General features: G+C 73.4%; 22 protein-coding genes. 13 read left to right on the top strand and 9 right to left on the bottom strand.

Annotation, left to right across the window (positions count from 1 at the left end):
• Positions 1-137: 137 nt before the first annotated feature.
• From AC5PYY_RS05655 to AC5PYY_RS05675, 5 genes are all read right to left on the bottom strand, one after another.
• Entirely contained in the window at positions 138-431 is a 294-nt protein-coding gene (locus AC5PYY_RS05655; RefSeq protein ID WP_493898817.1) for a hypothetical protein, read from the bottom strand.
• 205 nt (positions 432-636) lie between these two features.
• Positions 637-1,356, bottom strand: coding sequence for an ABC transporter ATP-binding protein (locus AC5PYY_RS05660; protein ID WP_493898818.1), 720 nt, complete (start codon positions 1,354-1,356; stop codon positions 637-639).
• Positions 1,356-2,477 (bottom strand): ABC transporter ATP-binding protein, encoded by a 1,122-nt coding sequence (locus AC5PYY_RS05665; RefSeq protein WP_493898819.1) that lies wholly within the window; start codon positions 2,475-2,477, stop codon positions 1,356-1,358. Before AC5PYY_RS05665 ends, AC5PYY_RS05660 begins: the two co-directional genes overlap by 1 nt.
• Entirely contained in the window at positions 2,474-5,254 is a 2,781-nt protein-coding gene (locus tag AC5PYY_RS05670) for an FtsX-like permease family protein (protein ID WP_493898820.1), read from the bottom strand. Before AC5PYY_RS05670 ends, AC5PYY_RS05665 begins: the two co-directional genes overlap by 4 nt.
• Positions 5,251-8,898 carry an FtsX-like permease family protein gene (locus tag AC5PYY_RS05675; RefSeq protein WP_493898821.1) on the bottom strand — a complete coding sequence of 1,216 codons (3,648 nt, stop codon included), beginning with the start codon at positions 8,896-8,898 and terminating at the stop codon, positions 5,251-5,253. The genes AC5PYY_RS05670 and AC5PYY_RS05675 overlap by 4 nt, the downstream gene beginning before the upstream one ends.
• A 581-nt stretch (positions 8,899-9,479) precedes the next feature.
• Here AC5PYY_RS05675 and AC5PYY_RS05680 point away from each other — a divergent pair.
• Together AC5PYY_RS05680 and AC5PYY_RS05685 are read left to right on the top strand one after the other, a co-directional pair.
• The gene (locus tag AC5PYY_RS05680; protein ID WP_493898822.1) at positions 9,480-10,043 is read left to right on the top strand and encodes a SigE family RNA polymerase sigma factor; all 564 of its coding nucleotides are present in this window, start codon (positions 9,480-9,482) and stop codon (positions 10,041-10,043) included.
• Positions 10,040-10,789 carry a hypothetical protein gene (locus AC5PYY_RS05685; RefSeq protein WP_493898823.1) on the top strand — a complete coding sequence of 250 codons (750 nt, stop codon included), beginning with the start codon at positions 10,040-10,042 and terminating at the stop codon, positions 10,787-10,789. The genes AC5PYY_RS05680 and AC5PYY_RS05685 overlap by 4 nt, the downstream gene beginning before the upstream one ends.
• A 152-nt stretch (positions 10,790-10,941) precedes the next feature.
• Here AC5PYY_RS05685 and paaK read toward each other — a convergent pair whose 3' ends face one another.
• From paaK to AC5PYY_RS05700, 3 genes are all read right to left on the bottom strand, one after another.
• Positions 10,942-12,255 (bottom strand): phenylacetate--CoA ligase PaaK, encoded by a 1,314-nt coding sequence (gene paaK, locus AC5PYY_RS05690; protein ID WP_493898824.1) that lies wholly within the window; start codon positions 12,253-12,255, stop codon positions 10,942-10,944.
• A 253-nt stretch (positions 12,256-12,508) separates the two neighbouring features.
• A complete protein-coding gene (locus tag AC5PYY_RS05695; protein WP_493898825.1) occupies positions 12,509-12,958 on the bottom strand; it encodes a hotdog fold thioesterase in 450 nt (149 codons plus the stop codon).
• Positions 12,955-14,202, bottom strand: coding sequence for a 3-hydroxyacyl-CoA dehydrogenase NAD-binding domain-containing protein (locus AC5PYY_RS05700; protein ID WP_493898826.1), 1,248 nt, complete (start codon positions 14,200-14,202; stop codon positions 12,955-12,957). Before AC5PYY_RS05700 ends, AC5PYY_RS05695 begins: the two co-directional genes overlap by 4 nt.
• Positions 14,203-14,275: 73 nt before the next feature.
• Between AC5PYY_RS05700 and AC5PYY_RS05705 the strand changes: the two genes are divergently transcribed.
• The 9 genes from AC5PYY_RS05705 (at position 14,276) to AC5PYY_RS05745 (ending at position 21,749) form a co-directional block, all read left to right on the top strand.
• Positions 14,276-14,689 carry a hypothetical protein gene (locus AC5PYY_RS05705; protein WP_493898827.1) on the top strand — a complete coding sequence of 138 codons (414 nt, stop codon included), beginning with the start codon at positions 14,276-14,278 and terminating at the stop codon, positions 14,687-14,689.
• Entirely contained in the window at positions 14,682-14,924 is a 243-nt protein-coding gene (locus AC5PYY_RS05710) for a hypothetical protein (RefSeq protein WP_493898828.1), read from the top strand. Before AC5PYY_RS05705 ends, AC5PYY_RS05710 begins: the two co-directional genes overlap by 8 nt.
• Before the next feature lie 61 nt (positions 14,925-14,985).
• Entirely contained in the window at positions 14,986-15,783 is a 798-nt protein-coding gene (locus AC5PYY_RS05715; RefSeq protein WP_493898829.1) for a MerR family transcriptional regulator, read from the top strand.
• Positions 15,784-15,909: 126 nt separating this feature from the next.
• Positions 15,910-16,740, top strand: a complete 831-nt coding sequence (locus AC5PYY_RS05720) for a helix-turn-helix domain-containing protein (RefSeq protein WP_493898830.1) — start codon at positions 15,910-15,912, stop codon at positions 16,738-16,740.
• Positions 16,688-16,867, top strand: a complete 180-nt coding sequence (locus AC5PYY_RS05725) for an alpha/beta fold hydrolase (protein ID WP_493898831.1) — start codon at positions 16,688-16,690, stop codon at positions 16,865-16,867. Before AC5PYY_RS05720 ends, AC5PYY_RS05725 begins: the two co-directional genes overlap by 53 nt.
• Positions 16,868-17,027: 160 nt before the next feature.
• Positions 17,028-17,972, top strand: a complete 945-nt coding sequence (locus AC5PYY_RS05730; RefSeq protein ID WP_493898832.1) for a hypothetical protein — start codon at positions 17,028-17,030, stop codon at positions 17,970-17,972.
• A 99-nt stretch (positions 17,973-18,071) separates the two neighbouring features.
• On the top strand, positions 18,072-19,772 hold the full coding sequence (gene paaN, locus AC5PYY_RS05735) for a phenylacetic acid degradation protein PaaN (RefSeq protein ID WP_493898833.1): 1,701 nt from the start codon (positions 18,072-18,074) through the stop codon (positions 19,770-19,772).
• 7 nt (positions 19,773-19,779) lie between these two features.
• Entirely contained in the window at positions 19,780-20,679 is a 900-nt protein-coding gene (locus tag AC5PYY_RS05740) for an NUDIX hydrolase (protein WP_493898834.1), read from the top strand.
• A 47-nt stretch (positions 20,680-20,726) separates the two neighbouring features.
• The gene (locus AC5PYY_RS05745) at positions 20,727-21,749 is read left to right on the top strand and encodes an alpha/beta fold hydrolase (RefSeq protein WP_493898835.1); all 1,023 of its coding nucleotides are present in this window, start codon (positions 20,727-20,729) and stop codon (positions 21,747-21,749) included.
• Between the two features lie 30 nt (positions 21,750-21,779).
• On the opposite strand, the gene deoD is transcribed toward AC5PYY_RS05745, so the two are convergent.
• The gene (gene deoD, locus AC5PYY_RS05750; protein ID WP_493898836.1) at positions 21,780-22,505 is read right to left on the bottom strand and encodes a purine-nucleoside phosphorylase; all 726 of its coding nucleotides are present in this window, start codon (positions 22,503-22,505) and stop codon (positions 21,780-21,782) included.
• A 229-nt stretch (positions 22,506-22,734) separates the two neighbouring features.
• Here deoD and AC5PYY_RS05755 point away from each other — a divergent pair, with 229 nt between their 5' ends.
• Both AC5PYY_RS05755 and AC5PYY_RS05760 read left to right on the top strand, forming a co-directional pair.
• Positions 22,735-24,627 (top strand): glycosyltransferase family 2 protein, encoded by a 1,893-nt coding sequence (locus AC5PYY_RS05755; protein WP_493898837.1) that lies wholly within the window; start codon positions 22,735-22,737, stop codon positions 24,625-24,627.
• Positions 24,624-25,910: a PQQ-dependent sugar dehydrogenase gene (locus AC5PYY_RS05760; RefSeq protein WP_493898838.1), complete on the top strand. Its 1,287-nt coding sequence runs from the start codon at positions 24,624-24,626 to the stop codon at positions 25,908-25,910. The genes AC5PYY_RS05755 and AC5PYY_RS05760 overlap by 4 nt, the downstream gene beginning before the upstream one ends.
• The last annotated feature ends 245 nt before the right edge of the window (positions 25,911-26,155 follow it).

A 26,155-nucleotide genomic window follows, 5' to 3' on the forward strand; every position in this document is an offset into this window, starting at 1 on the left:
TGCGCGGATGCATCACCGCAGAGGAACGACTTCTGCGTAGGAGAGTGGCCGGTTGCTCAGACCCACCGGCCGTCGTGCCGCGCCGGGTCCTGACCGGTATGCCGTGGCGCAGGCCCTCCGTCAGCTGGCCGCAGCCTTCACCACCGGTTGCGCTGCGTCTTGTTCTTCTCCCGCGTCTCGAGCCGGGTGGGCGGTGGGCGCCGCACCAAGACCGCGAGGAGCACCAGCCCGACCGACGCGCCCACGGCCAGACCGATGGCCGAGAGTGACCAGTCGGTGAGGAACCCGACCAGCAGGCCCACGACCACCAGGGCGGCGACGCCCACGAGGAGGATCCGCGAGGAAGACGTGCGGCCGGTCGACCCGCCCAACGGTCGCCCGAGAAGGCTCTCGCCCTGCGGCTGGTCCGTCGGGTGCTCTTGTCCCTGCACGATCACTCCTCGCCACTGCTCCTGCATCGCCTGTGGCCACGACCGTAGTTCGGGTCCGGGGCGCCGTCGACCGCAGGAACGGAGGCAGGCTGACCGGGGACGTGCCGCCCCGGCGACGACTCGCCGGTCAGGCGCGGGTGGCTCCGCGCTGCTGACCGTGGACGTGCCGCCCCGGCGACGACTGGCCGGTCGACCGGCGGTCGGCTCAGACCCGCCGACCGTCGTGCAGCTCGATCACCTGGTCGGCCCGGCCCATCAGGACCGGGTCGTGCGTGGAGACCACGGAGGCGATGCGGCCCTCGTGCGTGAGCCGCACCAGCAGGTCCATGATCATCGCGCCGGTGTCCGAGTCGAGCTGCCCGGTCGGCTCGTCGGCGATGAGGATGTCGGGGTCGCTGACCAGCGCGCGGGCGATCCCGACCCGCTGCTGCTGCCCGCCGGAGAGCTCGTAGGGCCGCTGCCTGCTGTGCCGCGCCAGCCCGACGAGCTCCAGCGCCTCCTCGACGCGCCGGGTGCGCTCGCCGACCGGGGTCCGCTGCAGCCGCAGCGGGACCTCGACGTTCTCGGCCGCCGACAGCACCGGGACGAGGCCGAAGCTCTGGAAGACGTAGCCGATCCGCTCGCGCCGCAGCGCCAGCACGTCCTTCTCCGGCAGCTCGGAGAGCACCCGCCCGTCGTCGAGCATCACCTCGCCCTCGGTCGGGCGGTCCAGGCCCCCGAGCAGGTTGAGCAGGGTCGTCTTGCCCGAGCCCGACGGTCCGCGGACCACGGTCAGCCGCCCCGCGGGCACTTCGAGGTCGACCCCGGCGAGCGCATGGACCTGCGTCGCTCCGGTGCCGAAGGTGCGGTGCAGGTCGCGGCCACTGAGCACGACCGCTGCGGCGCTCTCGCTCACCTGCTCCTGGTATGCCGTCCGCTCGCTCATCACCGTTCCTCCCCGTCATCGTCTCGCACCGCGTCCGGCTCCGGCACGGACGGAAGGGGTGTTCGGTCGGGTTCGCGCTCGGACGGAAGGGGTGTCCGGTCGGATCCGGGTCGGGGCTCGCCGGCCGCGTGCTCCTCGTCGTCCGGCCACACCTGCACATGGCTGGGCTCGGCCTCGAGCCGCACCCGGTCGCGCAGCCCCAGCTCCTCGACGTGCGCCCGTGGGAGCTGGATGCGCCCGGCGCGGTCGATGACGGTGTACTCCTTGGCCACCTGCCGCTGCTCACCCGACTCGTCGGTGACGACATACCGCAGCACCTCGGTGGAGGTGCGACCGTCGCGGATCGCGACGGTACGCCGCACATGATCGGAGACGGTGGGGTCGTGCGTCACCACCAGCACCGTCGTCCCCAGCTCACCCGCCGAGGTGCGCATGGCCTCCAGCACCTGGGCCGACGACGTGTCGTCCAGCTCACCGGTCGGCTCGTCCGCGAGGAGCACGGCGGGGGAGTTGGCCAGGGCGGTCGCGATCGCGACCCGCTGCTGCTGCCCACCGGACAGCTCGGTCGGGCGACGCGCGGCGCAGTCGGTGATGCCCAGCAGGTCGAGCAGCTCGCCCACCCGCTGCTCACGCTCGGTCCGACCGGAGATGACCATGGGGAGGGCGACGTTCTCGGCCGCGGTGAGGAAGGGCAGCAGGTTGCGGGAGGTCTGCTGCCAGACGAAGCCGACGGTGTGCCGCTGGTAGTCCACCCGCTGCGCGCGGCTCATGGACAGCAGGTCCACCCCCGCCACCCGGGCGCGGCCGCCGGTCGGCCGGTCGAGCCCGGAGAGGATGCCGAGCAGGGTCGACTTGCCGGAGCCGCTGGCCCCGACGAGCGCGACGACGTCGCCGGGGTCGACGACGAGGTTGAGACCCTGGAGGGCCTGCACCTCGACCCCCTCGGTGGAGTAGATGCGCACCAGGTCCTCGCACCAGATGTCCGGGCCCTGGTGCTCTCGCACCGTCCCGAGCGCGGGATGGTCGGGGGCCGTCGTGGACGTGGCGTCGTCGTCCCCCGTCGTGGGGGCGTCGCGATGCTCCGGTGCGCGGTCGTCGTGGGTCTGAGGGGTCGTGCTCATCGGTCCTCCCCGACGCGCAGGGTCTGCGCGAGGTTGGTGCGCCCGGCGAGCCAGGCGCTGGTGGTGACGGCGATCAGGACGGTGAGGACCACCGCGCCGAGCACGGCGGCCAGCAGCGGCAGATCGAGGTGGAGGGCGGGCTGGGTGCTCCCGCCCGTCAGGCCGGTGAGGTCCAGCCCGCGCAGCAGCACCCACGGCACGGCGAGCCCCAGCAGCGACCCGACGACGAGCGAGGTCACCAGCAGCGGGGCGAGCTCCCAGGCCGTCAGCGCCCGGGTCTGCCCCGGGGCCAGCCCGAGCGTGCGCAGGGTCGCCAGCAGGCGGGCCCGCGCGGACCCACCCATGAGCTGCACGACGACCACCGCGAGCACAGTGAGTAGGCCGGAGACCACGGTCGCGCCCACGAAGAGCTGGCGTAGGCCGCTGGTCACGGGAGCCTCGGCATACGCGTCGAGGCGGGTCGTCACCGTGGTGACCACGCCGCCGGTGCCGACGAGGTCGGTCACGTCGCCGGCCACCGCCGCAGGCTCAGCCCCGTCGTCCAGCCCCAGGAGCGCCACGGTGGGCAGGCGGGACGTCCCACCCCCGGCGGCGCGCCACCGCTCCTCGCTCACCAGCACCCCGGCACCGGTGACCTGGATCCCAGGCAGTGCCTCACGGTGCCCGAGCACCTCGACCGCGCCGAGTCGACTGACGGTGATCTCCTCGGCGTCCGGCGTGATCTCATCCCCGGCGCCGCGCAGCGTGATCACCGCCGGTATGCCGTCCGACGACCAGAACTCGGGCGGCGGTCCGTCGACGAGGGGCGAGGCGGCATACACCTGCTCCACCTCGGACTCGGCGACGTAGACGCGCAGCGCCGTGCGCTCGCCGTCGACCTCCATGCTCTGGTTGGAGCCGGAGTCGATGATCGACCCGACGACCTCCACCCCGTCGATCGCCAGCAGTTCGGCACGCAGCTCCCCGGTGAGCGAGGGCCCGGTGAGCCGGACCGCGGCACCGTTGTCCTCCCAGGCCGCGAGCTGTGCACCACGGGTGACCGTCGCCAGCAGCACCGCGCTGACCAGCGCGATCGTGGTGCCGAGCACGACCGCCAGGGCAGGCACCAGCCCTCCTGCCGGGTCGCGCAGCGCCCGCGCGGCCCCGACGAAGGGCGTGAGCCCGCGGCGGCCCCGCAGCCCCGCCGTGAGCGCCGCGAGGGGGACGGGATAGAGCCGCAGGGCCAGCACGCAGGCCGCCAGCGCGAGCAGGACAGGGGTGGCGGCGGCCAGCACGTCGATGCCGGTCCGGGCCGCGTCGTCGCCCCGGGCCCCACGATCCAGCAGTCGCCAGGTGGCGACCGCCGCGAGTCCGATGACCGCCAGCTCGACGACCCAGCGCCACCGGCTCCGGCTGCGACCGGACAGGTCGGCCCGTCGTCGCAGCAGCGAAGCGTCGTCGATCGAGGCGGCGAGGGTCACCGACGGCACGAGCGCCACCGCCCCCGTCACGACCCACTGCCACCACGGCGTCGGGCCCGGCACCAGCGCCATGGCGCCCAGATGGCCGAGCACCGCCGCCGGCACGCCCAGCAGCAGCCCCTCGGCGGCGACGAGCCACCGCAGCTGTGCCGGGGAGCCACCGCGGGCCAGGGCCATCGCCAGGTTCTGGCGACGTCGGTGCACGACCAGCCCTGCCCCGAGTGCCGCCACCGCGAGGGCGACCCCCAACGGCCCGGCGGCGACAACGGCGAGCAGCGAGCTGGTCGCGCGTTGCTGGCTGGCGATGCGCTGCAGGGCGTCGGTGAGGTCGGTGGAGAAGATGGGCACCTGGGGGCCGTTGCTGTCCAGCATCTGCTCTGCCGTGGCCAGCGTGTGCTGCTCTGCGAGGAAGCCGTTGACCTGCGCGTCGAGGGCCTCGACCTGACCGGTGTTTCCGGTGATGAGCGAGGCGTCGACGGGATACCAGACCCGCATCCGGACCGATGCCGGCTGGCCGAGGCTGCCTCGGTTGGCCGGGGCGAGGAAGGCGGTGGCGTAGGCGCTCTCGCCGAGGTTGGGGTCGTAGAGGGTGCCCATCGTGGCGCCGTTGTCGACGTGCTGCCATCGCGGGTCGTCGGGATCGAGGGGCTCGTAGGTGCCCGAGATGACCAGCTCCCGCACGACGTCCCCGACCTGCAGCTGCAGCTCCTGCGCGGCTTCCTCCAGCACGATGACCGGGACGGGCGCCGGGCCCTCGTCGTCCGGCTCTTCGCCGGTGTCCCGGCCGCCGATGAACCCGGGATCGCCGACCACCAGCTCCGGCCACTCGCCCCGCACCAGCTCGACGTGCTCGCGCAGGTCCGGGTCCACGGCGGGGCTCAGGGTGGCCTGGTAGTAGCCCGACGCCTCCGGTGGCGCGTAGCCCTGGTCGTTCGTGAGCCGGACGAGGAACTGCGCCGGCTCGAGGACGCTGCGCAGCGGCTCCGGCTGCTGCTCGCGCACCCGCTCGGCCCCCTCGACCAGCGGTGCCCACCCATCCGCACCGGGCTCGCCCGTGAGGTCCTCCGCCCGTCCGAAGACGACGGTCCGCTGCCAGTCGCCGCGCAGGTCGCGCTGCCAGGCCGAGAGCGAGTCGATCTCCTGCTCGAGCTGACGCCCCTGCACGTTCACCAACCCCCGCGGCACGGCGGTGAGCAGCAGTGCCACCAGCCCGACCAGCACCGCCAGACCGACCGATACCCACGGGTCGGCGGCGAACTGGCGTCGGGCCAGTCGTCCCGATCCCAGTCCGCGAGGTATGCGGTGGCGTGCGCTCACCGGATCTCCTCCCGGTAGTCGCGGTCCAACGCCTGCGCCCGGACCCGTCGGGAGAGCAGCGTCGCCAGCACCGCCAGGCCGAGCAGCCCGGCCGCGACCAGCACCGCCCACGGCAGCGCCTCCAGCCGCAGCGCGGCGGGCAGCAGAAGCCGGCCCGGCTGGGTGGTGGACGTCGCCAGCTCCCGGACGACGGCGGCCCCGACCACCCACCCGGCCCCCAGGCCGAACGCGATCGAGGCCAGGACGACGCCGACCAGCTCCAGGGCCCGCGAGCGCGCCTGTGCCGCGGGCGGCATACCGAGGGCGCGCAGCACGGCGACCTCCGGGCGACGGGACGACAGCAGGGTCGCCGCCACCGCGGCCACCCCCGTGAGCGCCAGGAGCACGGCACCCGCCGACGCGACCCAGAAGACCAGCCGTGCCGCGCTCGTCGCGTCGGTGACGGCGACCGTGCCCGGGCCGGTGACCGCCCGGAGATCGTCGCGCGCGGAGAGCGCCGCCACGGCGGCGTCGACTCCGGGCCCGGCCTCGCCGTCCTGGGCCCCGTCGGCCACGGGTCGGGCCCACACCTGGGTGGGCCAGGTGAGGCTGCGCTGTCGCTCGGCGAGCAGGGCCGATACGACCCGAGCGTCGGCGAGCGCCGCGGTGGTGCCGGTCTGGCCGGGGATCGCGGGCACGACCTCGTGGACCTGCGCCTGCAGCGACGTGCCCGCCAGGGAGATCGTGAGCGCGTCCCCCAGGTCGAGCGAGGCGGCGGCCGCAGCTGCGTCGGTGACGGCGACCGGCACCAGCCCGGAGGGAGGGGTCTCGGCGGTCGGGGCATCGTCGAGGGAGTCGGTGGGTGCGCTGCCGCTGAACTCGGCACCCGGTGCCAGCGTCACCTCGGGATCGCCGAGCCCCTGGTTCGGCCACTCGATGTGCCACGTGGCGCCGCTGGTGGCATACCAGGTCGGGACGAACTCCTGGTTGCTCTCGGTGAAGGTGCTGAAGCTGACTCCCTGGTCGCCGACGTAGCCCTGATCCACCTCCAGGATGGTTGTGACCTCGGCCTCCTCCACGGACTCGGCCGCCTCGATGAGCGGATCGGCCATCTCGCGGGACATCACGTCGGCGCTGCCCCAGCCCGCATCGGCCAGCAGCGACTGGCCTCCGGCCGTCAGCTCCAGGTCGGCGGCGAGGGTGCTCGACCCGGAGGAGAAGAACGGCTGGCCGGCGGGGGGCGGGAGGATCTCGACGGTCATCGCCTCGATCGTGTGCTCACGGCCTTCAGGCAGGGTGAAGGTGAGCTCCTCGGTGGTCGTCGCCGGCGTGGCGGCGAAGTCGCGGAGCGTCTGGGGGTCATAGTTCAGCTCCGGACCGGGGACCTCGACGTCCTCGGACGCGACGGTCGAGGTGAGCCCGGTGCGGACGTCCTGGACCAGCACACTCACCCGCATCTCGACCGGCTGCGCGGCTCCGGTCACGGCGTCGTCGAGACGCAGCGTCGTCTGCTCCTCCAGCGACAGGCGCACCTGCTCCGCGGCCGCGCGTTCTTCCTCCGACATCTGGTCGAGGTTCTCCTGCTCGAGCTCGTAGAACTGCGCCTCCAGGTCGGCCAGCCCGTCGAGGCTGGCGATCTCCCAGCGGTCGGCGTCGCGCTCCGCCGTGAGGGTGAGCTCGAGGCTCTCCGTGCCGGCCGGCACCCCGAGCGGGTCGCCGTCGCGGGACTCACCGTCGACCGCGAGCACCTCGCCCAGGCCGTCGGGCACCAGCCCCGCAGGTATGCCGTCAGGCACGTTGGCGACCCCCGCGAGCCGGTCGGTGTCGGCCAGGGTGAGTGGGACGACGACGTCGCCGAAGCGGGCGTCGGGCTCGAGCCAGACCAGCGTCGCGTCGGCGATCTCAGGGAGGTCGGTGAGATCGGGTGGCGGGTCCGCCAAGGTCGAGCGGGAGGAGGGGTTGGGCGGGCGCACGAGGTCGGCCCGCAGCGGGGCGCCCTCGCTGACGGCGGCGAGGTCGTCGCGCAGCTGCGCGCTGGTGCCGGAGTAGAGCGCCGCCAACGTCGTCGACCCGGCGGCGAGGACGATGAGGACGACGGGCACGGCATACACCTGCAGGTGTCGGCTGACCTGCGCGGAGGCGAGGTGGGACGTGGTGGCGCGGGACCGTCGGGTGGCCAGCTCGAGGATCCGGGACAGCGGACCGAGCAGGGCCATGGCGATGACGGCGGCGGCCGCGAGGAGCAGGGCGGGAGCGGCGCCCGCGACGAGGTCGGTGCCGAGCGTGCCGTCCTCGGCGCGGGTGAGCGGGGAGCCGGCCCGGCGCAGCTGCCACCAGGCCAGGGCGGCCGCCCCGAGGACCAGGACGACGGTGACGATCGCGGTGGCGGCCCGGGTGCGCCCCGACCGGTCGGCGATCGCCTGGCCACCGGAGAGCCGGCCCGCCTGGAGCCCCGCGATCGCGGCCAGCGCCAGGCAGATGCCGAGCAGGGTGAGCAGGGCGGTCCAGGCTATCCGGGCGAGCAGATCCTCGCCTCCGGGCACCAGCTGCATGACACCCCAGGCGAGTGCGGCCCCCAGCAGTACGCCGACGGTCGCGACCGCCACCGACTCGGCCAAGCCGCTGAGCAGCACCTGCGCCCGGGATGCTCCGCGGGCGACGAGGAGCTGCGCCTGCGGTTCGCGGGTGGCGGCCAGCAGCCGCGCGAGCTGCACCACCGCGAGGCCGGTGACGAGCACGAGCACCGACAGAGGGATGACTCCGAGCGCACGGGCGGTGGCGAGGTTGGTGGCCGCCTGGCCTGCGGTGGGGGCCAGGTCGCCCTCCACCTGGAGTCCGCGGATCGCGACGCCCTCGACGTCGTCGCGCAGCGTGGAGCGCAGGCTCTCCGCGCCGGTAGCCAGGGTCCGGAGGTCGTCGGGCGTCGTGCGGTCGGTGTCGGGTCGGACGGGCCAGCGCACGAACGGGGCGCCGATCTGCTGCACCAGCTCCTCGTCGGTGACGAGGGGACCGAGGGTGGCCTCCTCGTCGGTGACGCCGGTGCGGACGAGCTCGTCGCCGAACCAGAAGGCATCCTGCGGATCGACCGGCTGCCAGAGGGCGGTCACCTTCAAGCCGAGATCGCCCACCGCGAGCACGTCGCCCAGGGTGAGGTCCCAGGCCCGCGCGGCACCGACGTGGAGCGCGGCCGGCGCGGGATCGTCGGGCGTGCCGGATGTGGTGGTCGCGCCCACGTCGGGCCACGCGCCCTCGACGACGGTCACCAGATCTGTAGGAGCCGAGCCGGTCGCCGCGAGGTCTGGGCTGCCCAGCAGCACCAGATCGCCGTCGAGAGCCGCGCCGTCCTGCTGGACCGGCCGCGGCTCGGAGACGACCAGGCGTCCGATGTCGACGGGCGCCGGGGCCAGTGACTCGGTGATCGTCCCGCGCGCCTGCTCGTCCTGTGCCTGCGGATCCTCGGCGAGACGGGTCTGGACCTGCACGCCGGTCTCCGTCGGCAGCCCCTGGGTGAGGGCCTGTCGGGCTGCGGTGCTGGCCGCGGCCGCGGAGTAGCCCACGGTGCCCGCGATGATCGCCGTCGTCACTGTGACCAGCGCGAGCAGCGTGAGCAGCAGTCCCCAGGAGGACCGCGCCCGCGCCCTCGCGAAGCCTGACCACGACGTCATACGCGTGACCCTAGGTGGGGGCACCGACAGCGACCCTGGCTTCCGTCGCGGCAACTCCCGGATCGTGGCCCTTTCGTGATGAACCGCTCCCGGGCGGCGCGACGTCGGGCCTGCATGATCCCCCAACGCGTTAGGGGTGTCGGGAGGTTGGGTCGACCCCATTCGACCCACCTCGACTCGGCTGGGCTCGGGTCCGCCCGGCTCGGCCCGGCTCGTCGCTCGCCCAGGGCGGCCAGCCGCTGTTCTTTGCCACGATGGTCATAAGGCCCCACGCCTGGCTGGCAGCCCCACCCTTCGCGTGGCGCCCCACGGGTGCAGCAGTGGGGGTCGCGGCGAACCGTGGGGCCTGCCGAGATCCGCGGGGCCCGCCGCGACCTTTCGTGCTGCAACCGGACACCCAGGACGCCCCACGCCTGGCTGGCAGCCCCACGCTCCGCGGCCCGCCCCACGGGTGCAGCAGTGGGGGTCGCGGCGAACCGTGGGGCCTGCCGAGATCCGCGGGGCTGCCTGGGCCCGACCCAACCAAGCGGGCCCCTCGGCGCGTTCCAGGAGCACACTGGTGACCCCGGGAAGGAGGAGGTATGCCACAGCGCAGCGGCGACGACTACGTCGCCTTCGTCCGGGCACGCCAGGGGGCACTGGTGCGGGCGGCATACCTCATCTGCGGGGACGAGCATCTGGCCCACGACCTGGTGCAGGACGCCCTGGTGAAGCTCGCGAGCCGCTGGGAGCGGCTGCGGGACGAGGCGCCGGAGGCCTACGTGCGGCGCATCCTCTACCGGGACACGGTGTCGCGGTGGCGTCGGCTGCGTCGGGAGCGGCTGGTCGACCACCACGACCCACAGGGTGCGCTGGCCGCCATCGTCGCCGTTGAGCCCGTCACGGGCTGGGTCGACGGAGCCGATGTGCGGGCCGCCCTCTCGCTGCTGCCACCGCGGCAGCGGGCGGTGATCGTGCTGCGCTACTACGAGGACCTCTCCGAGGCCGACATCGCCGCGACCCTGGGCATCTCGCCCGGCACGGTCAAGAGCCAGGCGAGCGACGCGATGAAGACACTGCGGCGGCTGCTGCCTGACGGCCCGGACGCCGGGTGGGTGCCGCACGTGGTGCGGGACGGGCAGCGGCACGAGAGGGGGACCGCGTGAGGGAGCACGAGCTGGCCGGCCGCCTGCGCTCCGAGGCCGAGCGCATACCGGAGCCCGATCTGGCGGAGTCGACCTGGGAGGGGGGTCGACGGGTCCGGCGACGTCGCTTCCTGGCGGGGGTGGGGGGTGCGACGACGGCCGCCGCGGCGGCGCTGGCACTCCTGGTCGTGCCCGGCGCGCCCGATCTGAGGGCCGAGCCGGCGGGGGACGTGTCTGGGCGGACCGTCGTCGACGCGCCGCGGCCGGTCGCCGCAGACCAGGCGTCCGGCGAGGAGCTGCAGACCTGGACGAGGCTCTACACCGCCTGCCTGGAGGCCTCGGGCTATGAGGTCACCAGGGGTGAGCACGGGATCGCCGCGACCAAGCTCGGGGTGCAGGCTGGGGAGCGGGACCGGGATCTGTCACGGTGCCAGGCCGAGCTGCTGCTGGAGGCACCGCCCCGGCCCGAGCCTGCGGTCCCGTCGCCGCCGGAGCCCGAGCCGACCGAGCCCCTGCCGTCCGACTATGGCTCCGGCTGGGGCGCGATGGTCCAGGAGGCGCGGATGACCCTCACCGCCCGCTACCACGACTACCTCATCAGTCACTCCTGCCTCGACGCGGCCGGGCTGCCGACAAGTGAACCGCCACCGGCCGAGGTGTTCATCCGCGGGCTGGACTGGGCGCAGATCCCCGCCTGGCACCCCTATCTCGAGGCGGCGCGCGAGGGACGGTATGTCGAGGCCCGCGACGCCTGCCCCCTCACCTGACCGGCAGCCTCGGCTGCTCAATCCGAGAGCCTCGGCTGCTCACTCCGGCAGCCTCGTGTGCCCACTCCGGCAGCCCGGTGCAGGGCAACGGCCCCGAGCTCGACCATGCCTTCTCGTGCCATGGCGACGATCTCCGTGGTCGAATTCGCCGGTCAGCGCTCCCGCTGGTCCACGATCCGCCGCGCCTTGCCGACCGAGCGCTCCACACCGCCCTCCGCCAGCACCACCACCTGCGCGCTGGTGCCGATCCGGTCCTTGACCTGCTTGCCCAGCTCACCGGCCAGCCGCTCGCGGTCCTCGCTGCCGAGCCCCGGCTCGCCCTCGACGTTGATCGTCAGCTGGTCCATCCGTCCCGGCCTGGTCAGCACGCACTGGAAGTGCGGCGTCAGCCCTGGGGTCGCCAGCACGAGCTCCTCGATCTGGGTAGGAAAGACGTTGACGCCGCGGACGATCATGAGGTCGTCGCTGCGGCCGGTGATCTTGGCGAGCCGGCGCATACCGGGGCGGGCGGTGCCGGGGAGCAACCGGGTGAGGTCGCGCGTGCGGTAGCGCAGCACCGGCATCGCCTCTCGCGTCATCGCGGTGAGCACCAGCTCGCCCTCCTCCCCGTCGGGCACCGGCTCCTCGGTGATCGGGTCGATGATCTCGGGGTAGAAGTGGTCCTCCCACAACGTGAGGCCGTCCTTGGTCTCGACGCACTCCTGGGCCACGCCCGGGCCCATCATCTCGGACAGCCCGAAGATGTCCGTCGCGTGCATCCGGCAGCGCTGCTCGATCTCGCCACGCATCGCCTCGGTCCAGGGCTCGGCCCCGAAGACGCCGATCTGCAGCGAGGTCTCGGCCGGGTCGATGCCCTGCACGGCCATCGCATCGACGAGGGAGAGGAAGTAGGACGGCGTCACCATGATGACGCGCGGCCCGAAGTCGGTGATGAGCTGGATCTGCTTGTCCGTCTGCCCACCGCTCATCGGGACGACGGTGCAGCCGAGCCGTTCGGCGCCGTAGTGGGCGCCCAGCCCGCCGGTGAAGAGGCCGTAGCCGTAGGCGACGTGCACCATGTCACCCGGGCGGGTGCCGGCGGCGCGCAGGGAGCGGGCGACGAGGGTGGCCCAGGTGTCGACGTCGCCCTGGGTGTAACCCACCACGGTCGGTCGCCCGGTCGTCCCCGAGCTCGCGTGGACCCGGACGCACTGCTCGCGTGGGACGGCGAGCAGGCCGAACGGGTAGTTGTCGCGCAGGTCGGCCTTGGTCGTGAACGGCAGCCGCCGCACATCGTCGAGGCTCGTGATGTCGTCGGGGTGCACCTCGCGCTCGTCGAGCTGGCGGCGGTAGTGCTCCACCCCGTCGTAGGCGCGGCGCACGCAGGCCTGCAGCCGCTCCAGCTGGGTGGCGCGCAGCTGGTCGACCGACCAGGTCTCGGCCTCGTCGTGCAGGTCGGGGCGCTCGTCGATCTCGGGCAGGGTCATGCGCTCGCGTCTCTTTCGTCGCCGGTGTCCGCCAGGGTATGCCCTCGTCCCCGGCCTCCGTCCCCGTCCCGTCTCTACACCGAGCGCCGTGAATGGTTGCCCCTGACCCCACCGGGTGTCGCGAATGGTTGCCCCTGACCTCGACCGGGCGCCACCTGTGGTTGTCCTCACCTCGACCGGGCGTCGCTCGTGGTTGTCCTCACCTCGACCGGGCGTCGCTCGTGGTGGGGGTATGCCGTCCGCCGGGCCGCCCTCAGCGCTCGCCTGACGCCGGGCGCACCGCCCTGGAGTGGCCGCGGAACTCGGCGACGACGGCATTGTCGGTGCCCCGGCATACCGTGACGTCCGTGATCCCGCTGCGGCCGTAGGTCACGCGTTCGGTGGCGGTGGCGATCAGTTCGTCGTCGAGACGGGAGGGGAGGAGATAGGTGATGTCGCAGCTGGCCGCGACGGTCGTGCGGCCGGTCGCGTTGCAGGCGAGCGCGAAGGTGGAGTCGGCCAGGGTGAAGACGTAGCCCCCGTGGGCGATGTCGTGGCCGTTGACCATCGTGTCGACGATCCGCATGCGGGTGCGGGCCCGACCCAGGCGACGGCCTCCCTCGGTGGTCTCGACCTCGACGTCGACGAGCTCGATGCCGAGCGCGGCGGAGGCCCTGTCCTGGTCCCACATGCGGTGGACGTGGCTGAGATCGGTGTCGGTCACAGTGCCTCGCTCGGTCGGTAGCGACCGCCGGGATAGAGCTCGTCGAGCTCAGCGAGCTGCCGGCGGACGGTGTCGGCGCCGATCTGCTCCAGCCAGGCGAACGGCCCGTGGGGGTAGTTGGTGCCGAGGGTCATGGCGGTGTCGACGTCCTCGGCGCTCGCCTCGCCCCGATGGACGAGGTCGACGCCCTCGTTGACGAGCATGGCGAGGGTGCGCGCGACCGGGTCGGTCTGCACCGGGCCGCCCACCAGCTGCTCGGCGAGCGCCGCGTCGGGCTCGGCGTCGACCGGCCGGCCGTCGGCATACTCGAAGACGCCGCGCCCGGTCTTGCGGCCGAGCCTGCCCTCGCGCACGAGCTCGCGCTGCCAGTCGGTCGGGCCGTAGCGCGGGTCCTCGCCGGTCTGCCGCCACACGGACTCGCCGACGGCGAGGTTGACGTCCTGCCCGATGAGGTCGGTCAGCTCGAACGGCCCCATCCGGAAGCCCGCGCCGCGCAGCGCCAGATCGACCGTCGCTGGGTCCACGAGCCCCTCGGCGACCATGCGCTGAGCCTCGCCGTAGAACGGGCGGGCGACGCGGTTGACGATGAACCCCGGCGTCGAGGTGCACCGCACCGGCGTCTTGCCCCAGCGGCGCACCAGCTCCGAGGCCGCGTCGAGGACGTCCGCGCCCGAGTCGGCGCCCGTGATGACCTCGACGAGCCTCATCAGTGGCGGCGGGTTGAAGAAGTGCAGGCCGAGGACCCGCTCCGGGTGGGCCATGGCAGGCGAGGTGCCGCCGGGCAGCGCCGCGTCGTGCCCGGAGCCGGCCTCCCCGACGATGTCGTCGATCGACAGAGAGGAGGTGTTGGTCGCCAGGACCGTCGTGCTCGGCTGCGCGCTCTCGAGCTGGCGGAAGATCGCCCGCTTGACGTCCAGGTGCTCGACCACGGCCTCGATCACGAGCGCCACCGCCGGGATGGTCGTCATGTCGGCGGTGGTGTGCGGCGTGACCCGCGCGAGGGTGGCGTCGGCGTCCACCCGGGTGACCTTGCCCTTGGCGACGAGCTTGTCGAAAGTCGCCCGCAACCCGGCCACCGCGCGCTCGGCCGCCTCCGGCTGCGCGTCCACGAGGATCACGGGGTGGCCGGCCTGCGCCGCGACCTGCGCGATCCCGGCGCCCATCGCCCCGGCCCCGATGACGGCCACCGCGGCCTGGTCCGGAGGGCTGAGCAAGGCGTGCGGCGGCGTCGGCGACTCTGGCATGGGTCCACCATGGCACGAGCGGTCCGCCTGTGGACGACGGCGCCCGGGGGCGCCGCGTCGGCATACTGGCGTCATGGGAATGAACATGGGGCTGGTGTATGTCGAGGGCGCGGCGGTCGAGGACCTCGCGGCGGTGGGGCTGCGGCCGACCGGAACCCGGTCGAGCGGGGACGAGGCGAGCACCTCGCCCGACCCGGAGATGGTGGTCGCCCGCCGGGTCGGTGACTGGCTCGTCCTCGTCGGCGGGATGATGCTGCTCGCCACCGAGGACGAGATGCTCGCGCGCACGCTGGGCCGGCGGGTCGTGGCCGCGCTCCTCGGCAGCACGAGCGACACCTACTCCTTCGCCGTCTGCGAGCCGGACGGGGCGCGCCTGGCACGTCGTGGACTCCGCGGGTCAACGCGAGGTCGACGAGGGGCCGGCGCTGCCCGCGGAGGACGGCGTCGAACTGCTCACCGAGGACACGGTGCTGGGGCTCGTGGGTGACGCCACCGGGGTCGAGATCTGGGACGCCTTCGTAGAGGAGGACTGGGAGGTCCTCGAGGGTGAAGGGGTCTTCGGGACCGAGATGATGTTCGACGAGGGCCCGGAGGTGGAGCCCGGCGTCGCCGCGCCGGGAGACGAGGCATACCCGAGCGCCGGCGAGCCGACCCACGAGGCCGGCGACCGCACCTCCGAGCCTGCGCGCAAGGGGTTCTTCGCCCGCCTGTTCGGCCGCTGAGCGGGAGCTCGCGCCCGGGTCTTGACTCTCACACGGTGTCAGGATCTGGAGTGGGATCGCCATGTTGAGTATCGGAGAGTTCGCCAGGTTGGCCGGGGTGTCGGTGCGCATGCTGCGCCACTACGACCAGCTCGGTCTGCTGCGGCCGGACCGGGTGGACAGCCACAGCGGGTACCGCTCCTACGCCGCCGCCCAGCTCGCCCGCGCCAACCAGCTCATTGGCCTGAAAGACCTCGGGTTCACGCTCGAGCAGGTCGGTGTGCTGCTGGACGGCGAGCTGGCCGAGGGCGAGGTGGTCGCCCTCATGCGGGCCCGTCGTGATGCGCTGCGCGCGCAGATCGCGACGGACGAGCACCGGCTCGCGTCCATCGAGGCGAGGCTCCGATCGATCGCAAAGGAGAATCCCATGTCAGAGTTCGTCGAGACCTCGCTGCCCACGCTCACGCTGGTGCAGCGGTCGGTCCGCATCGAGGAGATGTCGCAGGTCGAGGAGGCCATGAGCGGGATGTTCCAGCAGGTCAACGACCTGCTGCGGGACATCCCGCGAGCCGGCCCCGGCGTCGCGACCTACACCCCGCAGGGGGATGGCATGATCGCGGCGGCCGCCGAGCAGATCGGCGACGCGCCCGTCCCCGACGGCCTGGAGCGGGCCACGGTCGAGGCCCAGCCGCGGGCGCTCACCGTCCGCTACACCGGCGGCGACCTGTCCGGCATCCAGCAGGCCTGGCAGGGGCTCGTCGCCGAGGTCGAGACCCGCGGCCTCACCCCGCACGGCACCTGCCGAGAGGTGTATGACGTCACGCCCTTCGACGGCGACGGCGCCGGCTGGTCGGTGGACCTGCAGCAGCCGGTCGCCTGAGAGGCTCGCTGCAGAGCGTCCCGTGGAAGTCGTGACCGTTGTCGACTTCCACGGGACGCTCGCGCGCGGTGCCACAGCGACGACGCTCGCCCGTCGGCTCAGGCCCGGCGCGCTGGCGTCACCACCGTGGCCTACACCTTGACCGAGTCCGCCTCGCCGCTGGTCTCCGTCCTGTGGTGGGTCGAGGTGGAGGAGGACGCGACCTACGCCGACGCGGCGAACGAGTTCTGGGGCATCGCGTTCAGCCGACGCCACGGGCATACCGACGTCGTCGCCACGCTCATCGGGCCCAGCACGCAGCCGCGGACCCTCGACCTGCGCGCAGGGGAGCGCGGCTGGGGCGTCGAGCTGCCCGCGCACGTCTTCCTCCGGCACGTCCCGAAGCTGTCACTGCTCGGCGAGATGCGCGACCTGCCGTGCGACGGCGCGTTCGTCGAGATCGGTGGGGTCCGGCTGCCCGTCCCGGGGTATGCCGACACCCGCGCCCTGGAGGAGATGGTCACCCTGCTGCACCGTCAGGGCGTGCTTGTGACCGACGAGGCCATCGCGGCTGCGCTCGCCGGGGACGCCCCGGCCTACTCCGACCGGCAGCTGCGGCGCCGGTCCAGCGCGGCGGCGGGGATAGGCCCGAAACAGCTGCAGCAGCTGGCGCGGGCGCGTGCTGCATACCGGCTCCTGCGCGCAGGGCGGACCCTCGCCGAGGCCGAGGTGGAGGCGGGCTACAGCGACCAGGCGCACATGACCCGGGGGATGCGCGCGGTCGCCGGGACGAGCCCGGCCAGGATCCTCGACTCCTTCGGCAGCCGGCCGGGTGAGGACGGCCGGTTCGTTCAATGGCTCGGCGGAGCAGTCCGCCTGGAGCGGCTCGGCGGGGGGCGACGCGTGGGCGTCGGACAAGGTCGAGGTGCCGACCGCCTTCGCCCTCTTCGGCGGCGACCTGATGATGCCGCCGCGTGAGCTGTGTGAGCGATGCTTCGCCGTGGAGCGCTTCACCCTCTACCCGGAGGGCGGTCACTGGCCTGCGCTCGAGGAGCCGGAGCAGGTCGTCCGCGACCTGCTGGCCTTCGCCGACGGCAGGAGCTGAGCTCCCTCACCGGGTCACGACGGTCCCGTGGGAGTCGGGACCCTTCCCGACTCCCACGGGACCGTCGTGGGGCTGTGGACGACCGGGGCCACGGGAGGTCCACCTCTGCCAGGCTGGGGGCCGACGCACGAGCCGGGGGCAGGTGCGGGCAGGGGGAGGCATGGCACGAGCGCCGAGCGCTGCGGTTCGCCGACGTGCCTGGCGCCACGAGGTCGCACGCCTGCTGGCGGACCGCCACTCCGGCGTCGTCCGACGCGCGGACCTGATCGCCGAGGGACTGACCGACGAGGACATCCGGGCCGAGGTCGATCGCGGGGTGTGGCACCGCGCCGGCTGCCACACCCTGTGCATCGCGAGCACCGAGCCGCGCGGCGAAGGGCTCCTCTGGTGGGCATTGTGGGAGTCCGGCCCTCGTGCGGTGCTGGACGGCGCGACCTCCCTGGTGGTCTCCGGGCTGAAGCACTGGGAGGCGTCGCCCATCGACGTCTCGGTCCCGCGCAACGCCACCGTCCGCTCGTTGCCCGGCGTCCGGCACCACGTCCTGCGTGACCTCGGGCCGGCGATCCCCGTCGGGCTGCGGCGGACCAAGACCGACGTGGCGCTCCTGCGCGCCGCGCAGTGGGAGCGCACGGACCGGGCCGCCGCGACGCTGGTGGCGATGACGGTGCAGCAGCGCCTCGTGTCGACCAGCGCGCTGATGCACCGCTGGGGCGGGACGCGACGCTGCGCCCGACGGCGGCTGCTCGGTGCCGTGATCCGCGACGTCTGCGACGGCTCCCACTCGATCAACGAGCTGGACGTCGTTGCGGCGTGCCGGGCCCACGGCATACCTGCTCCGAGCCGGCAGAGCACCCGGACCGTCGGCGCGGGGCGGGTCTATCTCGATCTCTTCTGGGACGACTACGGCGTGCACGGCGAGATCCAGGGCGCCCACCACCAGTGGGGTCTGCACGGGGTCGACGACGCCGTGCGCGGCAACGCCCTCGCCATCGACCAGCGCGACCTCGTCTCGCTGCAGATCCCGGTCCTCGGCTGGCGGCTGGACCCCGCGGTCTTCCTCGACCAGATCGCCTCGGCGCTCCGACGTGGCGGGTGGGCCGGCTAGCGTCCCGTGGGAGTCGGCACCCTTCGCGACTTCCACGGGACGCAACCGCCCAGGTATGCCGCTGGGCAGGCCCGCGCGGGCGTCGTTACCCTGAGGCTCATGGCCACGACCGCGACGACGCACCCCCTGCTGGACACCCACCGCGAGACCCTGGAGGCGGCGACGCAGGCGCTGCGGGAGCGCAGCTACTACAGCCGCTACCCCGAGTCGCCGAGCCCCCGCGTCTACGGCGAGGGCTCCTCCGAGCGTGGCCAGCTCGCCCACCAGGAGACGCTCAACAAGGACTTCGACGGGCTCGCAGAGCAGCCCACGACCGGCCGCAGCGTCGGCTCGGAGAAGAGCCCCTACGGCCCGACCCTCGGGGTGCGCTACCCCGAGCTCGACGTCGAGGCCGCGATGACCGCGGCCCAGGAGGCGATGCCCGCCTGGCGCGACGCCGGCGCCGAGGTCCGCGCCGCGGTCCTCACCGAGGTCATCGAGCGGATCAACGCCCGCAGCCACGAGATGGCGCACGCGGTCATGCATACCTCGGGGCAGCCCTTCGTCATGTCCTTCCAGGCCGGCGGCCCGCACGCGCAGGACCGCGCGCTCGAGGCGGTCGTCGTCGCGCGCGAGGAGCAGCGGCGCGTTCCCGGCTCGGTGACCTGGGAGAAGCCGGCCAAGGGCGACCCGATCCGCATGCAGAAGGACTACCGCGTGGTGCCGCGCGGCGTGGCGCTGGTCATCGGCTGCAACACCTTCCCGACGTGGAACGCCTACCCCGGCATCTTCGCCAGCCTCGCCACCGGCAACCCGGTCGTCATCAAGCCGCACCCGCGCGCCGTCCTGCCGCTCGCGCTGACCACCCAGATCGCCCGCGAGACGCTCGCCGAGGCCGGCTTCGACCCGGCCCTGGTGCAGCTCGCGGCCGAGGACGACGGCGGCACGCTCGCCAAGGACCTCGCCCTGCACGACGCGGTCAAGATCATCGACTACACCGGCGGCCCCGGTTTCGGCCACTGGCTGGAGACCGAGGCGGCGGGCGCGGGCAAGCTCGTCTACACCGAGAAGGCCGGCCTCAACACCGTCGTCGTCGACTCCACCGACGACCTCAAGGGCATGCTCGGCAACCTCGCCTTCTCCTTCTCGCTCTACTCCGGGCAGATGTGCACCGCCCCGCAGAACGTCTACGTCCCGCCGACCGTCCGCACCGACGAGGGCGACCTGTCCGCCGGGGAGTTCGCCGACAAGCTCGGCCAGGCCATCAGCCGCTTCACCGCCGACGACGCCAAGGCGGTCGAGATCCTCGGCGCCACGGTCAACGACGACGTCCGCGGCCGCGCGACCGACATCCCCGCCCTGGCCGACCGCCTCGGCGGCGACGTCGTCCTCGACAGCCGCGCGGTCGCCCACCCCGCCTACCCCGACGCCGTGGTGCGCACCCCCGCCCTGGTGGGGGTCGACGCGACCAACGACCAGGCATACACGCAGGAGTGCTTCGGCCCGGTCGCCTTCGTCGTCCGCACCGAGGACACCGCAGACTCGCTGCGCCGCTTCTCGCGGACCGTCGCCGAGCACGGCGGCATGACCGCGGCGGTGTATGCCACCGACGAGGAGGTCCTGGACGACGCGCGGGAGGCCGCCGCGGACGCCGGGGTGGCGCTGTCGGAGAACCTCACCGGCCAGATCTTCGTCAACCAGACGGCCGCCTTCTCCGACTTCCACGGCACCGGCGCCAACCCCGCGGCCAACGCCGCCTACGCGGATGCCGCCTTCGTCGCCAACCGGTTCCGGGTCATCACCAGCCGACGGCACGTCTGACATGGGTATGCCGCACCCTCCGGGCGACGCGCCCGCCCGGGGCGTCTCGGGCGCGGCGGGAGCGCCCGGCCTTCGCGGCGACGCGGCGACCGCGGAGACTGCAGAGATCGGGGACGAACCGGCGGCCGTGCGGCTGCGCACCGTCGCCGACGGCGTGCTCGCGCTCGTGGGGATCAGCGGGCTGCGCGCGATGGAGGAGCAGGACGCCGTCCGGCGGGTCATCGGGCTGGCGGAGCGTGCCTTCACCGCAGGCACGCGGCGTGTCGAGGCGGAGGTGCGGGTCGACGACCGGGCGACCCGGCGGGTGCTGCAGCGGGCCGGACTGCGGCCGGAGGGCACGGCTCGCGGCCGGGGCGAGACCCCTGACGGCGAGTCGGTCGACCTCCTGCGGTTGGCCCGGCTCGCCACCGATCCGGCGCCCGGCGAGCCCGGTGCGTTTCTGGGCATGCTCAACGCCACGCTGCCGCGCAAGCGGCTCATCGCCCAGGGGCTCATCCGTGACGAGCAGGGCCGGATCCTGCTGTGCGAGCTGACCTACAAGACCGACTGGGATTTGCCCGGCGGCGTCGTCGACCCGGAGGAGTCGCCGCGAGAGACGTTGCGTCGCGAGCTGCGCGAGGAGCTGGGTGTCGACCTCCCGGTCGGGGAGCTGCTGGCGGTCAACTGGCTGCCGCCCTACAAGCAGTGGGAGGACGCCCTGCTCCTGGTCTTCGACCTGGGCCCCCATCCCGCCCTCACGGACGGGGTCGAGCTGCAGCCCAGCGAGCTGCGGGCGGTGCACTGGGTCGACCCGGCCGAGGTCGGCTCCCACGTCGCGCCCTACGTCGCCCGTCACCTCGACACGCTCCTCCAGGGTGGGGGCATCATCCTGGAGGATGGTCGCTCGCCCGCAGACCTGACGCCTTAGCCCGACGGGGAGCGCGGAGTGATGTCCCGGGCTGGCAGGATGCCGTCATGAGACTCCGTGACGTCCAGACCGCCCGCACCACGACCGCCGTCCGCGAGGCGGGCGACCCCGGCTCGCCGACCGTCGTGCTCATCCACGGCAACGTGTCGTCGTCGGCCTTCTTCGACGTGCTCATCGAGAAGCTCGCCGCCGACTTCCACGTGCTCGCGCCCGACTTCCGGGGGTATGGCGACTCCGCCCGGGCCACGATCGACGCCACCCGGGGCATGGCGGACCTGTCCGACGACGTCGCGGCGGTCCTCGACACGCTGGGCGTGGAGGGACCGGTGGACGTGCTCGGCTGGTCGGCGGGCGGCAACGTCGCGCTCCAGCTGGCGATGGACCACCCGGGCCGGGTGCGGCGGCTGGTGCTGGAGGCGCCGGGCAGCCCGTTCGGCTTCGGCGGCAGCACGGGGGAGGACGGGCGGCCGGTCGCCGACGACTTCGCCGGGAGCGGCGGCGGCACCGCCAACCCGCAGTTCTGCGCGGCGCTCGCGGCGGGGGACCGCGGCGAGGAGCCGACGAGCCCGCGCACGACGCTGCGTTCGTTCTATGTCGCGCCCGGCTTCACCTTCGCGCCCGAGGTGGAGGAGGCATACCTCGACGCGATGCTGAAGACGACGGTGGGCGACGACGTCTACCCGGGCGACACCGCGACCAGCGACAACTGGCCGGGCGTGGCGCCGGGGGTGACGGGGATGAACAACGCGCTGTCGCCGAAGTACCTCGACCAGTCCGGCTTCGCCGACCTCGACCCGGCGCCGCCGGTGCTGTGGATCCGCGGCGACGCCGACCAGATCGTGTCCGACACCTCGATGTTCGACCTGGCCCAGCTCGGCAAGCTCGGCGCGGTCCCGGGCTACCCCGGCGAGGAGGTCTGCCCGACCCAGCCGATGGTGAGCCAGATGCGGGCGGTGCTGCAGGCGGCCGGCGAGTTCACCGAGGTGGTCTACGAGGGCTGCGGCCACAGTCCGCACCTGGAGCAGCCGGAGCGCTTCGTCGACGACGTCCGCGTCTTCCTCCAGGCCTGAGGACGGACCGGCCGCACACCGCGCGGCCGGTCAGGACGCGGTCGGCAGCGGCGTGGCCAGCGCGGCGTCGAGGGCGATCGTGATCATGTCGCCGAAGGTCTGCTCGCGCTCCTGGGCGCTCGTCTCCTCGCCGGTGACGATGTGGTCGGACACGGTGCATACCGCGAGCGCCTGCCGACCGTGCTGCGCGGCGAGGGTGTAGATCTCGGCGGCCTCCATCTCGACCGCGACGACGCCGTACTCCACGACCTTCTGGGTCAGCTCGGGACGGGAGTGATAGAAGCTGTCCGAGGAGAAGACGGTCCCGACCAGATGCGGCGCGTCGGCCGCCTCCGCCGCCTCGACGGCCGCCCGCAGCAGCGCGAAGTGGGCGGTCGCCGGGTAGTGGTAGCCGCCGAAGCGCAGGCTGTTCATGGAGCTGTCGGTCGCCGCGGCCTGCGCGAGCACGACGTCGCGGACCTTCAGCCGCTCGGTGAGCGCCCCGCAGGAGCCGACCCGGATGAGCTGCTGCACGTCATACTCGCTGATCAGCTCGTTGACGTAGATCGACGCGGACGGCTGGCCCATGCCGGTGCCCTGCACCGAGACGCGCTCGCCGCGGTAGGTGCCGGTGAAGCCGAGCATGCCGCGCACCTCGGTGTAGCAGGCGGCGTCGTCGAGGAAGTTCTCGGCGATCCACCGGGCGCGCAGCGGGTCGCCGGGCAGGAGGACACGGGGGGCGATCTGGCCGGGCTCGGCGGCGATGTGGGTGCTCACGCGGCACAGGGTATGTCGTGCCGCCCGTCATCGCACGACGTCGGGTCTGTCGGTGGTCGGGTCTAGCGTCGCTGCATGGATCGAGATCGCGGCAACGCCACGGGTCGGGTGTGGCGCGCGTGGACGCCGAGGGGGTGGTGTTGACTGGAGAGATCATGAGCAGGTGGAGCCAGTGACGACGCCTCACGCCCCGAGGTTGCCGGGGCTCCACGGGCCCCCGGGACTGCCCGTGTCCCTGCCGGAGGACCAGGACGCCCGGGCGCGGGCGGATCGGCTGCTCGGGCTGGCGCTGCGCAGCCGGAACGACGTCTGGGTGGAGGCGTTGGCCCGGGCTGCGGGAGCGCCGGTGGTGGCGACGGCCCTGGCCTCGGCCCTGGTGGCGGGGGAGTCGCTGCCGGCCCGGATGCGTGAGCTGGCACGCGCGCCCTTCAGCGCGGCGCTCGCGACGGCGTGGTTCGGGATGGCTCGCCGCGAGGCGGAGCAGCATGCCGCGGTCGAGGTCTACCGGCAGGTCCTCGAGGCGCTCGGCGAGCGTGGGTTGCGGGGGGTGGAGCGGCGGCACTACCTCCAGGCGGCCTACCTCACCGGGCGGCTCGACCTGGTCGCGGACGGGCTCGAGCGGTGCCGCGGGGTGAGCGCCGACGTCCTCTCCGGGCTGCGCGCCGACCTGGCGCACCCCCAGCACGGCGGTGGCGCGGACGGCGTGGACGAGCAGGTCTATGCGAGGTGGGTGGAGCTGCTGGGAGAGCGTTTCGTGGCGCACGACCTGCGTGGGCCACGCGTGCACCAGAACGCCCGGCCGCTCTTCGACGGACTGCACGCCGACCCGGTCGACGCCCCGGGGTCGGTCGACGGGCCCCTCGTCACGGTGGCAGTTCCGACCTACCGCCCGGACCGTGGTCTGGTCACGTCCGTCGCCTCGCTGCTGGACCAGACGTACGGCCACGTCGAGGTCCTGCTCGTCGACGACGCCTCCGGCCCCGAGCACGAGGAGGTGCTGGCCGAGTGCGCGGCGCTCGACGAGCGGGTGCGGCTGCTGCGCCAGGAGGTCAACGGCGGCGCCTACCTCGCGCGCAACCGCGCCGTCGAGCTGGCCGCGGGCGCCTTCGTCACGACCCAGGATGCGGACGACTGGTCGCACCCGCGGCGGCTGGAGCTGCACGTCGCGGCGCTCCGGGAGCGCCTGGAAGCGCCCGCCAGCCGCAGCGCCGCGATCCGCATGCGGCCCGATCTGACGCGGCAGTGGTTCGGCTACCGCCCGGAGCGCACCAACGCCTCCTCGCTGCTCGTGCGCCGCGAGGTCTTCGACCGCGTCGGCCTCTTCGACCAGATCCGCAAGGGGGCCGACTCGGAGTTCGCCGAGCGACTGGTGGCCGCCGGTGCTGGCGAGATCGTCGACCTGCACCGCCCGCTCGCCATCACCCGGCTCACCGCCGGCTCGCTGTCCCGCGGCGACTTCACCCTCGGCCGGCACAGCCCGGAGCGGGTGCTCCTGCGCTCCTCCTTCCGCGACTACCACGCGCGGCTCACCCGGGGCGAGGCCGTGCCGCCGCTGCGACGCGAGGGCATGAGCCCGTATGCCGTGCCCCTCACCTACGTCCGTGACCTGCCTGGACGGGAGGCGCCACCGTCGGCATACCCCGTGGTGGTCCTGGCCGACCTGACCCAGCCACCGCCGACCCTCCCAGGGGCCGGGGGCACACCGGCCGTGCTCGCACGGGAGGACCTGGGGCGCGCCGCCGCGTCGTCGCCGAACCACCACTCCGAGCTGCTGGCCGCCGCCCGGCGCGGCGATCTGACGCTGCTCACCGATGCCGACGAGGTGCACGCCGACGTGCTGGTGGTCACCGACCCGGCACTGCTCGCGCAGTCGCCGCTGCCGCTTCCGCGACTGCGCGCGGACACCGTGCTCGTGGCGGCCGGCCCGGCGGGGCCGCACGACCGGGTGCGCGACCTGGAGTCGGCCGGCGCGGCAGCCCGCGTCCTCGGGTCAGGGCCGCGCTGGTTCGCCACTGACCCGCAGAATCAGGAGGTGTGGGCCCGGGAGGGCTGGCGCCTGCCTCTGCTCGACGAGCTGCTCGACCTGACGGCGGAGGGCGCGCGGGCTACCGTCCTGTCATGAGAGCCGCCTCTATCACTCCGGTGCTCCTGGCCTCGCTGGCCCTCGCCGGGTGTGCGGGAGACGACAGCACCAACGACGGCGCCGACGCCTCGAGCCCGAGCGAGTCGAGCACTTCTCGTGGGGGTGAGGTCGACGACGACGCCGCCTCCGACACCGCGGGCGACGCTCCTTCGACCACCGACGAGGCCGAGGGCACCAGCACTCCGACGAGCGGGATCGCCGCCGACGAGATCCCCGGCGTGGACGTCGAGGTGGTGATGGACGGTCTGGCCCTGCCGTGGGACGTGCAGCTGCTCGAGGATCCGGCCGGTTCCGGCACTGGCAGGGCACTCGTCACCGAGCGCGGCGGCCGCCTCCTTGCCCTCGGTCCGGACGGATCGACGCGCGAGGTGAGTCTCGACATACCTGACCTCTTCGTCGGCTCCGAGTCCGGGCTCATGGGTCTGGCCGTCGGACCGGAGGAGGCGTCGGGTCGCACGATCTTCCTGTGTCATGCGACGCAGGAGGGCGGGGCGCCGCGCGACATCCGGGTGACGCGGTGGGCGTTGGATGACGAGGCGAGCGCAGCGACCGCCGACGGTGTCGTCGTCGACGGCTTGCCGATCAGCTCGGGGCGGCACGGCGGATGTCGGTTGCTGCTGGCTGACGACACCCTCTACGTCGGCACCGGTGACGCCGCACAGTCCGAGCACCCGCAGTCGCTGGAGTCGCTCGGCGGCAAGGTGCTGGCGGTCGACCTCGAGGGTGAGCCGGTGGAGGGCGCGCCATTCGTCGACGGCGACCCGCGGATCCTGAGCTACGGCCACCGCAACGTGCAGGGGCTGGCGGTGCAGGCTGGCACGGACGCGTTGTGGTCAGTGGAGCACGGGCCCGATGTGGACGACGAGGTCAACGTCATCGAGGAGGGTGGCAACTACGGGTGGGACCCCGGACCCGGGTATGCCGAGTCGGTGCCGATGACCGACACCGAGGCCTTCCCCGACGCGGTCGAGGCGGCCTGGTCGACGGGCGATCCGACGCACGCGCTCGCCGGTGCGGTCTTCCTCGAGGGTGGGCAGTGGGGCGCATGGGACGGCGCGCTGACGATCGCCGAGCTGCGCGGGCAGGGGGTCACGGTGCTGACCGTGAACGGCGAGGACGTCACGGCCGAGGAGCGGATGGAGGAGCTTGAGGGCACCTACGGCCGCCTGCGCTCGCTCACCCTGGACGCCGACGGGGCGCTGTGGGTGACCACCTCGAACGGCCAGGACGACGTGGTCCTCCGCGTCACCCCCCAGGACTGACCGGCAGCCTCGCCTGTCCACCCCGGCAGCCTGGTCTGTCCACCCCGGCAGCCTGGTCTGTCCACTCCGGCAGCCTCGCCTGCCCGCCCGTCGCATATCGCGCGGCCGGTCACGGCATACCGCGCGGCCGGTCACGACATACCGCGCGGCCGGTCACGACATTTCGCGCGGCCGGTCACGACATATCGCGCGGCCAGTCCGGGTGGCGGGCCGTGCTCGCGCCGCCCTCGCCTTCCTTCGCCCGG

It is taken from the genome of Serinicoccus sp. JS2-9, assembly GCF_059025165.1.